Genomic DNA, 14,133 nt, shown 5'->3' with positions numbered 1-14,133 from the left:
CCAGCGATAACCTGGGCGGATGCTCGAGATCACCCCGCTTCAGCCGCAGGACCGCGCCGAGTGGCTCGCGCTGTGGAACGGCTACCTGACGTTCTACGAGTCCGAGCTCGATCAGGCGACGACGGACGCGACCTTCGACCGGCTGACCACGGATGCCGAGCTGCACGGCGCCATCGCCCGCGACGGCGAAGGCCGCGCCGTCGGGATCGTGCACTGGCTGACGCATCCGGCGACGTGGACGACGTCCGACTACTGCTACCTCGAAGACCTCTTCGTCTCGCCGGATGCCCGCGGCGCAGGAGCCGGCGAGGCGCTCATCGAGCACGTCAGGGCGTGGGCCGAGCGCAACGGCTGCGCCAAGGTCTACTGGCTGACGGCCGAGAGCAACGAGACTGCCCGCCGTCTCTACGACCGGGTCGCCGACCGCAGCGGCTTCATCCACTACCAGATCCGGATGCCCTGACCCGGGCGCTACTCTGACGGCATGACCTTCGACGGTGGGTGGGACGATCCTCGGGTGCTGGCCGCGCGCGGCGAGCAGCGGAAGCAGCAGTCGCGATTCTTCTTGTGGTTCGCGCTCATCGAGGGCGCAGCACTGCTCCTCGCGGTCGTTCTCGTCTACGGGTTCGAGGTCGTCGAGCCCGAGATCGGCATCTGGGTCCTCGTGGCCATCGCGATCCTGGGCGGCATCGTCCTGTCATCCTCGCTGCTGTCGATGATGCGTAGGAACACGCAGGAGCTGCGCGACCTCGGCGTGCCGCGGGGACCCGCACCAGGAGACCCGAACAACGCGGGCTGAGTCCGACTCGTCGACACCTCCCCTCGTCGGCGTGGCCTCTCGGTACTCGCGCGAACAGGGCGGGCTCTCGCAGGCAGGATGGGGTCTCGACAGCCGGCCGCCTGTTCCGACGACCGGAGAGGCGCCCGGTACCCTGGAGATCATGCTCAACATGGCCGATGGCCTCGCTCGACTCGGCGCGCTCGCCGCCGACCCCGTCGTCCGCACCCTGGCCGATGCCTTCGCCGCGCAGGGCTTCGAGCTCGCCGTCGTCGGCGGTCCGGTGCGCGACGCGCTGCTCGGACGGCCCACCCACGACCTCGACTTCACGACGAACGCATCACCCGACGAGATCCTCGCGATCGTGAAGCCCATCGCGACTGCGCACTGGGACATCGGACGCGCCTTCGGCACGATCGGCGCCCGCGTGCAGGGTGAGCAGGTCGAGATCACGACCTACCGTGCCGACAGCTATGACGGGGTCACCCGCAAGCCGACCGTCGAGTTCGGCGACACGATCGACGGCGACCTCGTTCGCCGCGACTTCACTGTCAACGCCATGGCGCTGCAGGTGCCAGCGGTCAAGCTCGTCGATCCGACCGGCGGTGTGGAGGACCTCGTCGCCGGCATCCTGCGCACCCCTATGGACCCGACCGTGAGCTTCGGCGACGACCCGCTCCGGATGCTGCGGGCAGCGCGATTCAGCGCGCAGCTGGGCTTCGCGATCGACGACGCGACGCAGGATGCCATCGCCGACCTCCGCGAGACGCTGAAGATCGTGAGCCCTGAGCGCATCCAGGGCGAACTGATCCGCCTCATGCAGACCGACGACCCCGTGCGCGGCATCCGGGTCCTGGTGGACACCGGCCTCATCGAGGAGTTCCTCCCCGAGGTGAGCGCCCTGCGTCTCGAGGTCGACGAGCACCATCACCACAAGGACGTCTACGAGCACTCGCTGACCGTGCTGCAGCAGGCGATCCAACTCGAGCACGCCAGGAATCCGGGTGCCGAGCCGGATGTGGCGCTGCGCATCGCGGCCCTCCTGCACGACATCGGCAAGCCGCGCACCCGCAAGCTCGAGTCCGGCGGCGCGGTCACGTTCCACCACCACGACGTGGTCGGCTCCCGCATGGCGCGCAAGCGCCTGCAGTCGTTGCGCTTCGACGGCGGGACGACGGATGCCGTGGCACGACTCATCGAGCTGCACCTGCGCTTCTTCGGGTACGCCGAGGGGACCTGGACCGACAGCGCCGTGCGCCGGTACGTGCGCGACGCCGGCGACCTGCTCGACCGCCTGCACATCCTCACGCGCGCCGACGTCACGACGCGCAATCGCCGCAAGGCCGCGCTCCTCGCGCACGCGTACGACGACATCGAGTCCCGAATCGCAGCCCTGCGCGAGCAAGAGGAGCTGGACGCCATCCGCCCGGAGCTCGACGGCAACCGGATCCAGGAGATCCTGGGCATCGCGCCCGGCCGGGAGGTCGGCGAGGCGTACCGTTTCCTGCTCGAAGTCCGCCTGGACGAGGGCGTCATCGGTCCGGATGCCGCGGAGCAGCGCCTGCGCGACTGGTGGGCGAACCGCGGCTGAGCCGACCATGGCCGGTCGAAAAGGGTGCGCCGTCAGCAGCCGCAGGAGCGGCCGATGACGAGGTGCGCCTCGACGACCATGTGCACGCGCTCGTGCGGCGGGCCCAGCAGCGCCTCGACCGCCGCCTCGGCCATCTCGGCCAACGGCTGCGCGACGGTCGTCAGGGTGGGCCAGCTGTAGGCGGCGTCGAGCGAACCGTCGAACGAGACGATCGCGACGTCCTCCGGGATGCGCAACCCGGCCTCGTGCGCTGCCTTGAGGACACCTCGACCCATCTGGTCGGAGCTGACGAAGAGCGCCCGTGGCACGGCATCCGATCGGATCAGCCGGCGCATCGCCTCGTATCCGCCGTCCGGGGTGAACGAGCCGCGCGCGATCGGACCGGGTGTCAGGCCGAGACGCTCCAGACTCTCGCGCCAGCCGGTCTCGCGGCCGTCCTCCTCGTCGCCGGTCGTGCCGCCGATGACGATGCCGATGTCGTCGTAGCCGTGCTCGGCGAGGTGCTCGACCGCGAGGTGGGCGCCGTGTAGCAGGTCGACGCCCACCGAGTCGCGCGTCGGCACACCCGCGCTGTTGTTCAGCAGGACGATCGGGATGCCGGCGATGTCGAGATTGCGCAGATCGGGTTCGAACACCGTGCTGCACAGGAAGATGCCGTCGACGAGCCGCCCGGCCAGCTGCTCCAACTGGACGCGCTCCGTGGCGATGGAGGAGTCGGAGCTGGAGGTGATGACCATGTACCCGCGTTTGGCCGCCGCCGCCTCGACCTCGTGCGCGAGCTGCGCGAAGTACGGATTGGTGGTGGTCGGCGTGACGATGCCGAGCATCTCGGTCGAGCCGAGGCGCAGTGCTCGGGCGGACGGGTTCGCCCGATACCCGAGTTTCGCCACGGCATCCCGTACCCGCTCCTCCGTGTCCGGACCGACGCGCTTGGTCCCGTTGACGACGTAGCTGACCACTGCGGGGCTCACCCCGGCGAGCTTCGCGACGTCGTTTCGGGTGGCCCTGCTCGGAGAGGAGGAAGAGGAGCGGGACACGGCGCCATCCTAGTCGCGGGCGGCCTCGGCCATCTGTCCGTCGAGGTCGTCCGGAGCACCGAGCTGCTCCGGAGCATCGCCGAAGTCCGGGATGGACAGCCGCTCGCCGCCGCGGAGGGCGGAGCGGTGGGCGATGATGCCGGGCAGTGTGTAGCGAGCGGCCTCCCACGCGTTCACCGGCGGCAGCGTGCGCGTCGCGACCGCCGTGGCGAAGTCGTCCACGAGGAAGTGGTGGCTGCCTTCGTGACCGCTCGGCAGACGCTTGAGCGACTCGGGCAGGCGTGACGCGTCGTGCACAGGGGCGAGCCCCGAGATGAAAGCGTCGCGCAGCGCCGGGTCGACACCGGCGAGCGACGGGTCGTCGGCGGACATCGACGGCTTGGTCTCGAGGAGCTCCGAGACGTCCTCGTAGCCGGACTTGTCCTGCCAGACGGCGTTCGCGACGAGCTGCTCGAAGCTGCCCTCGGTGCCGAAGTAGCGGAACCGCGACTCGCGCAGGTGAGAGGGGTAGCCGACGCGACGGAATTCGTTGATGCGCATGCTGCCGCCGCCGTCGAGCTCGAACAGGGCGGTGGCGTTCGAGAAGTCGTTGTCGAACATGCTGACCTCGCGGTCGAACACGCCGTCGCCGCGGTCGTCGCGCACGCCGATGCAGCTCACGCTCACGGCGTGCGAGCCGATGGCCCCGATCACGCCGCCGACCGAGTGGGTCGGGTAGAGCATGGGCGGATAGCTGGCCGTGCTCTTCCACTCCTCGCCGCCGCTGTACTGGTACGCGGCGTAGAAGCCGAGGTCCATGTCGTGGACGTAGTCGCCCTCGGCATAGAAGATGCGGCCGAACGCGCCCTCGGCCTTGCGGCCCCTGGCGTACACGGTCGCCGGGTTGTAGTAGCTGGTCTCGCCCATCATGTAGGTGAGCCCCGTTTCGCGGACGGCCTCGATGATCGCCGCGATCTCGTCCTCGCTGATCGCCATCGGGACGGCGGAGTAGACGTGCTTGCCTGCGCGCAGCGCGCGCACGACGAGCGGGCCGTGGGTCCAGCGCTGCGTGAAGATCGCGACGGCGTCGACGTCGGAGGCGAGCAGATCGTCGAAGCTCGGGACGGTGCCGGCGAGGTGCTCGCGTTCCGCGAGCTCCGTCGCGCGTTCGGGTAGCACATCGGTCACGACGACCGACGAGACGAAGGGATGGGCGTTGAAGAGCTTCGCGAACTGGCCCGCGAACTGCCCTGCGCCGACGATGCCGAGGGAGAAGGTCTGGTGTGTCATGCGCGAGAGTCTGCCACGTCCGGTTACACGAGTCAACACATTCTGTTCGCCGGAAAAACAGTTGTGAGACAACGCTTGCGTCGATCCAGTGACTCGTGTAACTTCACGGGCAACCTGATCATCGCATAACGACGGAGTATGAAGATGACAACGAGCACGATCGTCCTCGGGCGTCGCGGAGCGGCGCGTGACGGGGGAGCGAGAACGCGAAGAACGCGCAGTGACCTCAAGACCGCCCTGCTTTTCATCGCCCCGGCGCTGATCGGTCTGATCCTGTTCTACTTCGTTCCGACCATCCGGGGCCTGTACCTCAGCTTCACCGAGTACAGCGTTCTGGACGAACCGACCTGGGTCGGCACGGCGAACTACGAACGCCTCTCCCAGGACCCGCTGTTCTGGAACGCCCTCGGTGTCACGGTGCAGTACGTCGTCATCAACATCGTGCTGCAGACCGCCATCGCCCTCGGGCTGGCACTTCTCATGCAGCATGTCGCCCGCTCGACGGCGGTGCGAGGGATGCTGCTGATGCCGTATCTCATGGCGAACGTCATCGCCGCGCTGCTGTGGTTCTGGATGCTGGACTACCAGCTCGGCATCGTGAACAACATCATCGAGTGGCTGGGCCTGCCCCGGGTCGCGTTCTTCGGCAGCGCCGAGTGGGCGATCCCGACGCAGGCACTGATCAACACCTGGCGGCACATGGGCTACACGGCACTGCTGCTCTTCGCGGGGCTTCAGGCGATCCCAGGCACGGTCTACGAAGCCGCGAAGCTGGACGGCGCGAACCCGTTCCAGACGTTCGGGCGCATCACTCTGCCGCTGCTGCGGCCGGTGATCGCGCTGGTGCTCGTGCTCACGGTGACCGGATCCTTCCAGGTCTTCGACACCGTCGCCGTCACCACGCAGGGCGGGCCGGTCAACGCGAGCCGGGTGATCCAGTACTACATCTTCCAGAAAGCGTTCACGCAGCTCGAGTTCGGCTACGCATCCGCTCTGGCGATGATCCTGTTCATCATCCTGGGCATCGTCGCCTTCGTGCAGATGAAACTCCTCCGCGGCAACGAATCCGACCTGGCGTAAGCGAAAGGAAGAGGCCATGACTACGACCACGACCATCGTCACCCAGGGGCGCCGCATCCGCCGGCGCGTGACCTGGGGCGCTGTCTTCGGCTGGATCTGCTTGGGCATCGCGATCGCGATCAGCATCCTGCCGTTCTACTGGGTGCTGCGCACCTCGCTCTCGATGAACAGCGGCCTCGCGGCCAACTCGTCGAGTCTGCTCCCCGTCGACTTCAACCTCGGCGCCTTCGCCCGCGTATTCGGGCTGCAGTCCACCGAAGAGGCGCTCGCACAGGGCGGTTCGGGGGCGGAGATCAACTTCTGGCAGTACTTGTTGAACTCCACGATCTTCGCCACGCTGACCACCGCCGGTGCGGTGTTCTTCAGTTCGATGGCGGCGTACGCGTTCGCGCGGCTGCGCTGGAAGCACCGCGACCTGGTGTTCGGGCTGTTCCTCGCGACCGTGCTGGTGCCGCCGATCTTCACCGCGCTGCCGAACTTCCTGCTGATCAAGAACCTCGGGCTGCTCGGGACGATGTTCGGCATGATCCTGCCGTACATCTTCATGACGCCGTTCGCCATCTTCTTCATGCGGCAGTTCTTCCTGAACATGTCGCGCGAGGTCGAAGAGGCGGCGATGATCGACGGCGCGTCGCAGTGGCGCATCTTCATGCAGGTCGTGCTGCCCAATGCCGCAGCACCGCTCGCGACGCTCGCGCTGCTGACGTTCATGGGGCAGTGGAACGAGTACTTCTGGCCGCTGCTCGTGTCGGACGAGAGCACCCGCGTGCTCACAGTCGGGCTCGGCACGTTCAAATCCCAGTCGCCGCAGGGTGCGCCGGACTGGTCGGGCCTGATGGCCGCGACGCTCGTCTCGGCCGTTCCGGTGCTGATCCTGTTCGCCGTCTTCGGCAAACGGATCGTCAACTCCATCGGCTTCAGCGGACTGAAGTGATCATGAAGGGACGACGGATCATGAATCGCACGTTCACCAAGGCAGTCGCCGGCACTGTCACCGTGCTGTCGGTCGCCGCCCTCGGCGGATGCGCCGCCGGGGACGACCCGAACACCATCGACTACTGGTTGTGGGACGCGAATCAGCTGCCCGGCTACCGGCAGTGCGCCGTGGACTTCAACGCCGCGAACCCCGACCTCACCGTGAAGGTCACGCAGCTCGGGTGGGACGACTACTGGGGCAAGCTCACCAACGGCATGGTCGCCGAGAACGCGCCGGATGTCTTCACGAATCACCTGTCGAAGTATCCGGACTACCTGCGGTTCGAGCAGCTCGTGCCGCTCGACGACACGGAAGTCGACTTCGACCGGTATGCGGATGGACTCGCCGACCTGTGGGTCGGGGAGGACGGGAAGCGGTACGGGGTTCCGAAGGATTGGGACACGATCGCGCTGTTCTACAACCGCGACATGCTCGCGGATGCCGGCATCAGCGAGGACGAGATGGTCGAGCTGACCTGGAACGCCGACGACGGCGGAACCCTCGAGGACGTCATCGCCCGCCTCACCATCGATTCCGCGGGTGTCCGCGGCGATGAGGAGGGCTTCGACAAGAACGACGTCGAGGTGTACGGCATGGGTCTGGCGAACTCCGGGTCAGGGATGGGCCAGGCCGAGTGGAGCTGGTTCACCGGCACGACTGGGTGGACGCACACGAACGAGAACCCCTGGGGCGATCACTACAACTACGACGACGAGCGCTTCCAGAGCGCGATCGCCTGGTGGGCCGGTCTCATCGACAAGGGCTACATGCCTCGTCTCGAGACGACGATCGGCGCATCGATGCCCGACAACTTCGGAGCCGGACGCGCGGCGATCAACTCCCACGGCTCGTGGATGATCGGTCAGTACGCGAGCTACGACGGCATCGACCTCGGCGTCGCGCCGACGCCGACAGGGCCCGAGGGCGAGCGCGCATCGATGTTCAACGGCCTCGCCGACTCGATCTGGGTCGGCACGGACAATCTGGAGGGGTCGAAGAGGTGGGTCGAGTACCTCGGCTCGCCGGCCTGCCAGGACGTCATCGGAGACCAGGGCGTCGTGTTCCCCGCCATCCTCTCGTCGGCCGAACGCGCCGTCGCCGCCTACGATGAGCGCGGACTCGATGTCTCGGCCTTCACGGAGCACGTGACGGACGGGACGACGTTCTTGTTCCCGATCACCGCCAACGCCGCACAGATCGACGGGATCATGAAGCCCGCCATGGACTCAATTCTCACCGGACAGGCGGACGTCGGCTCCCTGACGGACGCCAACACCCAGGTGAACAGGCTGTTCGAGGATGCCGGAGAGGATGCAGCGGGCGATTGACGCTTGACCCCGAGGCCTGCGGATCCCCGCGAACCGCAGGCCTCGGGGTGCGGATGCCGGGGCTACTCGATCTGCTCCCAGGCGCCGTTGCGCTTCGACCCGGGTTCTTCGCCGCGGGTCCACCACTTCGCGCGCCAGAGGCCGTCGTCGACGCCGACGATGTCCCCGGTGTCGAAGACGCGGCTCGCCGTCCAGATCGCGATGCCGTCGCCGGTCGCGGCGATCTCCTGCCAGGCGCCGTTGCGCTTGGAGCCCGGTTCCTCACCGCGCGTCCACCACGACGCGACCCAGACGGATCCGTCGAAGGCCACGGCATCCCCTTCGTCGTACGTCGTCCGCGTCGACCAGGCTGCGGGGGTTGCGTCGTCGTCGTCGCCGACGACGATGCCCCGGCCGTTCGTCGCGATGTACACCCGACCGAACTCGTCGGGGTCGCCGGTGATGTCGGCGCCGATCCAGCCCCATTCGTGCGCGTCGTCGTTGATGCGCTGCCAGCTCGCACCGCCGTCGATCGAGCGATACACGCCGCGCTGACCGTCGCGCGACGCGGCGGTGTAGATCGCAGGTGCGGTCGCGCCCGGCGCCGCCTTGCCGAATCCGATCGTGTCCGCCTCGTCGAAGCCCGGCACTGCGGTCCACGTGGTCCCGCCGTCCCGAGATCGCCACAGCCCGTAGGCGCCGTCGTCCTCACCACCGGCCAGCCACACATCGCCGATCGCGCCGGGCATCGCCTGGAAGCGCGCCGGGCCCTCGGCCGGAAGCGTGCCCTCGCTCACCGCCTGGAAGCTGAGGCCGGCATCCTCCGACCGGTAGAAGACCCCGCCGGCGAAGCCGTACACGCGCTCAGGGGAGACTCGATCGCTCTCCACGCGCGCGCCGGCCGCAAGGCCGTTCGATTCCGTCCACGTCGCCCCGCCGTCGGCCGAGACGCGCACCGCGGCGCCGGCCGGCGCCCAGACGATCGCCGAGCCGTCGGCGTTCACGGTGACCGTACCCGGTCCGCTCGCGCCGTCGGCGGCCGGAGAGGTCGTCCACGTCGAGCCGCTGTCGCTCGAAGCCGCGACGACGTGCGCGCCGCTGCCATCCGTGCCCGCCCGTACGACGACGTTCGAGGCGCGCGCTGCGACGTCGACGCTCGTGCCGCCGCCGAAGTACGGATCGCGGAAGCTCTGCGGCACCGTCGCGATATCGGAATGCACGAACCCGCCGAGATCGAGCATCGCCGACACCAGATCGACCTCGCCCGCGGGGGCGACGAGCTCCTGAATGGCGGTCTCCTCGATGCCATATGCCTCTGGAGTGATATGGATCACGCCGTCGGGCTCATCCCATGCCGTGAGATCCTCAGTCCGGTAGATCGTCGCCCCCGTGCCGTACATCAGCTCGTCCGAGTCGAACGGATCGATCTCGAGTGCGGACGTCATCCACCCGAGCTTCGGCGTCGGCTCAGCCCATGCGACAGGCTCGCCGACATCCTTGCCGAACGACAGCCAGGGGACCCCGTCGATGGACTGCTCGTAGCGGCGGGCCATGGTCGCCGAGCCGTCGTCGCCGTACTCGTAGTCCCAGATCGGCGACCAGGTCGCTCCCCGGTCGGTGGAGCGGAAGATCAGGATGTCCGGCCACCACTGGATCTGCGTGGCGACCATGATCGTGTCCGGGTCGTTTCGGTCGATCGTCAGTCCGCCGAAGCCGAAGTCGCCGCCGACAGGACGCTGCGTCGGCGTGATGTTCGTCCACGAGCCGTCGTCGAGGCCGTAGCGCCACACCTCGCCGTCCGATCCGTCGTACGGTCCTGACGTGTTGCTGGTGGTGATGTACAGCGACCGGCTCGCCTCATCGATCACGCCGTGGTGCGGCAGGAACCCGGTGGGTGCGCCGTCGACGGGTTGCCAGGTGGCGCCCGCGTCATCCGAGCGGTACAGGATGTCGTCGGTGTCGGCCACGGCCGTGAAGAGGGTGGCGGTCGGCTCGCCGTCGGCGGTGGATGCCGTGTCGAACGCGGTCCACAGCACACCGAGGTTCGAGGTGAGATACGAGTTGTCCGAGCCGGGCTCCGGGACGAAATCGCCGGGATTGGGGAACGCGTCGACCTTCTCGAAGCTCGCCCCGGCATCCGTCGACCGCCAGAGTCCCTGGCCCTGTTCGGCCCCGTAATAGAGCACGTCGTTGTCGCTCGGGTCGACCTGCAGACGCTCGCCGATGCCGCGGCCGGGCATGTTCCCACCGACCTTGAACGGCAGTGGCGTCGTCTCCCAGGTGTCGCCGTAGTCGTCGGACCTGAGAATCGCGCCGTTGTTCGGATCCCAGTCGTTCGTGTACATGCCTGTTGCGACATACACGCGGTTCGGCTCGGCCGGGTCGGTGGCGAGACTGAGGACGCCGAGGCGGTTCCAGTCGTCCCATCCGACGTGATCGAGCAGCGGCACCCAGGTGTCGGTCTCGCGATCGAGCCGGTACGCGCCGCCGATGTCCGTGCGGGCGTAGACCAGCCCCGGTTCGGTCCGGCTGTAGATGATGCCCGGTACATAGCCACCGCCGCTGATGGCGGCATTCGACCAGCTGTAGTCGGATGCCGCGGCATCCGGTGCCTCGGCCTGCGCCGCGGGGGCGGCGATCGCGAGCGGTACGAGACAGCCGGCGGTGACGGCCATCGCGAGCGCGGAACGTCTGAATCTCACGGGAAACACTCCTGTCGTGTTCGTGGACGGTCTTCTTCGACCGTTCGTGAGAATATCGAAGCGCTTCGAAGATGTCGAGAGCACGAAGCGAGAGAACGTGTTGCCCGCGGCTGCGACAGCCCTACACTGGGGGCATAGTTCGGTCATCGATGATCGGAGACGCGTGTCATCACCATGGTCGGGTCCCATCGCCCCGGGTCCCGCGTCGCGTCGACTCGTCGAGCGCGCGCACGAGGAGGTCGTCGCGGGGAACCTCGACGATCGCCGACTGCAGCGGGTGCGCCCGCTCGTCCGCGAATCCTGGGAGCGCTCGTATCGCAGCCGAGTCGGCGCCGAAGGCCTGCCGCCGCTTGCGCTGACGGAGGACGAACTCGACTGCTATCGCGCCGCGCATCCGCTCGCCGGCGCCATGGAGCTGGTCCGCAACCTGCTGATGCCGGGCGATCCGCAGGACTCCCGGGTCATCGTGGCGATCGGCGATCAGGGCGGGCGGATGCTCTGGATCGACGGGGATCTGGAGGCGCTGGTGCGGACCGGTGAGATGGGTTTCGTCATCGGCGCCGACTGGTCCGAGGGAGCGATCGGCACCACGGCTCCCGGCATCGCGCTCACGACCGGGCGCTCCGCGCAGATCCACGAGAGCGAGCACTACAACCGCCATGTGCAGGCGTGGTCCTGCTCGGCCGCACCCGTGCTCGACCCCGAGACCCGCGGCATCCTGGGCGTCATCGACATCTCGGGCGGCCGGGAGGTGGCGACGCCGCAGGCGCGGATGCTGGTCGACGCCGCCGCGCGGCTCGTGGAATCGGAACTGCTCGTCAGCCGACTGCGTGCGCGCGCACAGGTGCGCGAGCGTCCGCGTGCGCCGCGTCGATCCATCGCCACGCAGGCGACGCTGCGGGTACTGGGCCGCGACCGCGGACAGCTCGAGGTCTGGGGTCCCGAGACGGAATCCGTGATCGAGTTGAGCACGCGGCATGCGGAGATCATGCTCATCCTCGCCCTGCACCGGCAGGGCCTGTCCGCGGGCGCACTCGCCGACGCGGTCTACGGCGAAGGCGGACACGCCGAGACGCTCCGCCCCGAGATGGTGCGGCTGCGTCGGGTGCTGGAGCGCGTTTCGCCGGACCTGGTCCCCGAATCGCGGCCGTATCGCCTGCGAATCCCGGTGGAGATCGACGCGCAGAACGTTCTCTCGCTACTGGATCGCGGAGCGAACCGCGTCGCCCTGACGGCCTATCGGGGACCGGTGCTGCCGCAGTCCACTGCGCCGGGCGCGGAGGACCTCAGGGAGACGGTCCGCTCCGCCCTGCGTGAGGCGATGCTCACGGGTGCCGGCATCGACGTGCTGCTCGGGTATGCCGAGATCCCGGAAGGGGCGGACGACGCCGCGGTGCTGCGCCTGTGCTTGGAACTGCTGCCGGCCCGGTCGCCGAAGCGTGCCGGGCTCGTCGCCCGTCTCGAACGTCTCGAACAGCTCGAACGTCTCGAGCGGTTCGACCGGGTCTGAGGTCGGCGTCGGCTCGTCAGCCGGTCAGCCGGTCGTCCGCTCACCGGCCGGGGACAGCACCCACCACACGTCGTTGACTCCCTGCCCGGCGACGTCACCGGGCTCCGCATCCCCGGCGAAGTAGTACAGCGGCCATCCGTTCAGGGTCACCTGCGTCTCGCCGTCGACGCCGACGATCGTGCCGACCTCGCTGGTCACGCCCTCGACCTCCGGTGCCTCGGCATCCGTGGTCACGGCGGGCCAGTTGTCCGCGCACTCGCCCTCGCACACGCTCTCCTGTGCACCCTGGGTGTCCCGGTCGAACATGTAGACGGTCATCCCCTCGCCGTCCACGACGATGCTGCCCAGCGACGAATCGGCGATCATCAGTGCGACGCCGGCCGCTTGCTCCGGTGCTTCGGCCGGCGCGCTGGACTGCTCGTCCGCGCCGTTCGAGTACGGGTCTCCGCCGGAGCCGGTTCCCGAGGAGCACCCGGCGAGACCCAGCATGAGGATCAGGGCGACGGTGCCGATTCCGGCTGCCGGTGCGACGTTCATGATGACTCCTTCGTCCGAGGCGATCGGGACGGACATCCCGTCGCAGTGGACACGAGACGCGCAGGCGTTCCGTTCAGCGATCGGGCTCACTGCGCATCAGCACGTCGCCCGCTGCCGAGCGCAGTTCGATCGCTGCGATGTCGTCCGGCGACAGGGCCGTGCCGGCGGCGACTTGCGCCGTGGCGTCCGGGAAGGCGCGCCAGGTCGACAGCCGGCTCTCGACGCCGCTCGTCGACACGACGACGAGGACGTACTCCCAGCCGTCGTCGGGCGCGTATGCCGCCGGTCCGTACGTGCACGTGAGCGATATCCGCGTTCCCCATGCGACATCCTCAAGGCGGACGGACGCCGACAGCGGCACGTCCTCGACCCGCTCGAGCGCGACGGTCTCGGCCGGCCCGGTCTGCAGCGAGAGGACGGCAGGCACAGCCAGGATGCCGGCGATCACGACGATGCTCGCCGCGGCGCCCAGCATCCAGCGGGTGCGACGCGCGCGCCGCGCTCTGGCGAGGCCGAGATCGATGATCCGGGAGCGGGCGACGTCGTGGCCGGCCGTCGACGGCACGTCAGCAGACGCGTCATCGGCCGAGGAGAGCAGGTCGATCGCTGTCGCCCGCGGCACCCGCGCCAGCAGACCCGGCAGCGGCACGAGCTCCGCGAGGTCGGCGCGGCAGAGGGCGCATCCGGTGGCGTGCCCCTCGAACAGCGCCCGGTCGGCGGGGCTCAGAGCGCCCAGCACGTAGGCCGCATCCCACTCCGCGAAACGCTCGTGCTCCGCGTTCATCGCGTCACCCCCTTCTCCTGCAGCGCCAGCCGCAGGGCCCGCAGCCCGTAGTGCAGTCGCGACTTAACAGTGCCTTCGGCGATCGCCAGCTCCTGGGCGATCTCGGCGACGGACAGGCCGAGGTAGTACGCGCGCACCACGACGTCGCGATGCGCGGCGCTGAGACCGGCCAGCGCCTCCTCGATGAGCATGGCGTCCAGCACGGCATCCGCGGCATCCTGAACCGCCGTCTCCGGCGTCTCCGCCATCGTGATCTCCCGCCGGCGACGGGCGCTGCGCGCGTCGTCGATGATGAGGTGGCGCGCGACGGTGTACATCCACGATCGGGTGGCCGCCGGGTCCTCGGCCAGGATGTGCGGCGTGCGCCAGGCCCGGAGCAGCGTCTCCTGCACGACGTCGTCGGCTGCGGCGCTGTCGCCCGTCAGATGCACGGCGTACCGCCGGACCGATGCCGCGTGCGCGTCGTAGAGCGCACCGAGGCGAGCCGCGTCGTCGGACATCGGTCACCTCCTCACACAGAGGACACGAGGGACGACGTCGCTGACGTTCAGATGAACCCGAG

At 68.6% G+C, this 14,133-nt stretch carries 13 protein-coding genes; 7 read left to right on the top strand and 6 right to left on the bottom strand.

All coding sequences use genetic code 11. From position 1 onward, the window contains the following. Positions 1-19: 19 nt before the first annotated feature. The 3 genes from M2317_RS08115 (at position 20) to M2317_RS08105 (ending at position 2,369) form a co-directional block, all read left to right on the top strand. The gene (locus M2317_RS08115) at positions 20-463 is read left to right on the top strand and encodes an N-acetyltransferase family protein (RefSeq protein ID WP_429459036.1); all 444 of its coding nucleotides are present in this window, start codon (positions 20-22) and stop codon (positions 461-463) included. Between the two features lie 21 nt (positions 464-484). Beyond that, on the top strand, positions 485-799 hold the full coding sequence (locus M2317_RS08110) for a hypothetical protein (protein WP_429459035.1): 315 nt from the start codon (positions 485-487) through the stop codon (positions 797-799). A 142-nt stretch (positions 800-941) separates the two neighbouring features. Further along, entirely contained in the window at positions 942-2,369 is a 1,428-nt protein-coding gene (locus tag M2317_RS08105) for a CCA tRNA nucleotidyltransferase (RefSeq protein WP_429459557.1), read from the top strand. A gap of 32 nt (positions 2,370-2,401) precedes the next feature. Here the strand turns inward: M2317_RS08105 and M2317_RS08100 are convergent, their stop codons facing one another. Both M2317_RS08100 and M2317_RS08095 read right to left on the bottom strand, forming a co-directional pair. Next, positions 2,402-3,406 carry a LacI family DNA-binding transcriptional regulator gene (locus M2317_RS08100; RefSeq protein ID WP_429459033.1) on the bottom strand — a complete coding sequence of 335 codons (1,005 nt, stop codon included), beginning with the start codon at positions 3,404-3,406 and terminating at the stop codon, positions 2,402-2,404. 9 nt (positions 3,407-3,415) lie between these two features. Further along, a complete protein-coding gene (locus tag M2317_RS08095; RefSeq protein WP_429459031.1) occupies positions 3,416-4,675 on the bottom strand; it encodes a Gfo/Idh/MocA family protein in 1,260 nt (419 codons plus the stop codon). 144 nt (positions 4,676-4,819) lie between these two features. On the opposite strand from M2317_RS08095, the gene M2317_RS08090 reads away from it, so the two are divergent. Genes M2317_RS08090 through M2317_RS08080 form a run of 3 tightly spaced genes read left to right on the top strand, consistent with a single transcriptional unit; the run spans position 4,820 to position 8,059 of the window. Next, a complete protein-coding gene (locus M2317_RS08090; protein ID WP_429459030.1) occupies positions 4,820-5,755 on the top strand; it encodes a carbohydrate ABC transporter permease in 936 nt (311 codons plus the stop codon). Positions 5,756-5,771: 16 nt separating this feature from the next. Then, positions 5,772-6,689 carry a carbohydrate ABC transporter permease gene (locus M2317_RS08085; protein WP_429459028.1) on the top strand — a complete coding sequence of 306 codons (918 nt, stop codon included), beginning with the start codon at positions 5,772-5,774 and terminating at the stop codon, positions 6,687-6,689. 20 nt (positions 6,690-6,709) lie between these two features. After that, the gene (locus tag M2317_RS08080) at positions 6,710-8,059 is read left to right on the top strand and encodes an ABC transporter substrate-binding protein (RefSeq protein WP_429459026.1); all 1,350 of its coding nucleotides are present in this window, start codon (positions 6,710-6,712) and stop codon (positions 8,057-8,059) included. A gap of 62 nt (positions 8,060-8,121) precedes the next feature. On the opposite strand, the gene M2317_RS08075 is transcribed toward M2317_RS08080, so the two are convergent. Further along, positions 8,122-10,740 carry a carbohydrate-binding protein gene (locus tag M2317_RS08075; protein WP_429459023.1) on the bottom strand — a complete coding sequence of 873 codons (2,619 nt, stop codon included), beginning with the start codon at positions 10,738-10,740 and terminating at the stop codon, positions 8,122-8,124. 163 nt (positions 10,741-10,903) lie between these two features. Here M2317_RS08075 and M2317_RS08070 point away from each other — a divergent pair, with 163 nt between their 5' ends. Next, complete coding sequence (locus M2317_RS08070; RefSeq protein WP_429459022.1) at positions 10,904-12,250, top strand: GAF domain-containing protein; 1,347 nt, start codon at positions 10,904-10,906, stop codon at positions 12,248-12,250. A gap of 24 nt (positions 12,251-12,274) precedes the next feature. On the opposite strand, the gene M2317_RS08065 is transcribed toward M2317_RS08070, so the two are convergent. The 3 genes from M2317_RS08065 to M2317_RS08055 form a co-directional block, all read right to left on the bottom strand. Further along, positions 12,275-12,787: a COG4315 family predicted lipoprotein gene (locus M2317_RS08065; protein WP_429459020.1), complete on the bottom strand. Its 513-nt coding sequence runs from the start codon at positions 12,785-12,787 to the stop codon at positions 12,275-12,277. Positions 12,788-12,860: 73 nt separating this feature from the next. Continuing rightward, on the bottom strand, positions 12,861-13,571 hold the full coding sequence (locus M2317_RS08060) for an anti-sigma factor (RefSeq protein ID WP_429459019.1): 711 nt from the start codon (positions 13,569-13,571) through the stop codon (positions 12,861-12,863). Continuing rightward, positions 13,568-14,071 carry a sigma-70 family RNA polymerase sigma factor gene (locus M2317_RS08055; protein ID WP_429459017.1) on the bottom strand — a complete coding sequence of 168 codons (504 nt, stop codon included), beginning with the start codon at positions 14,069-14,071 and terminating at the stop codon, positions 13,568-13,570. The genes M2317_RS08060 and M2317_RS08055 overlap by 4 nt, the downstream gene beginning before the upstream one ends. Between the last annotated feature and the right edge of the window lie 62 nt (positions 14,072-14,133).

It is taken from the genome of Microbacterium sp. ZKA21, assembly GCF_050434165.1.
Lineage (GTDB): Bacteria > Actinomycetota > Actinomycetes > Actinomycetales > Microbacteriaceae > Microbacterium.
The sequence above is the reverse complement of the archived record's forward strand: the minus strand, read 5'-3'. Positions and strand labels throughout refer to the sequence as shown.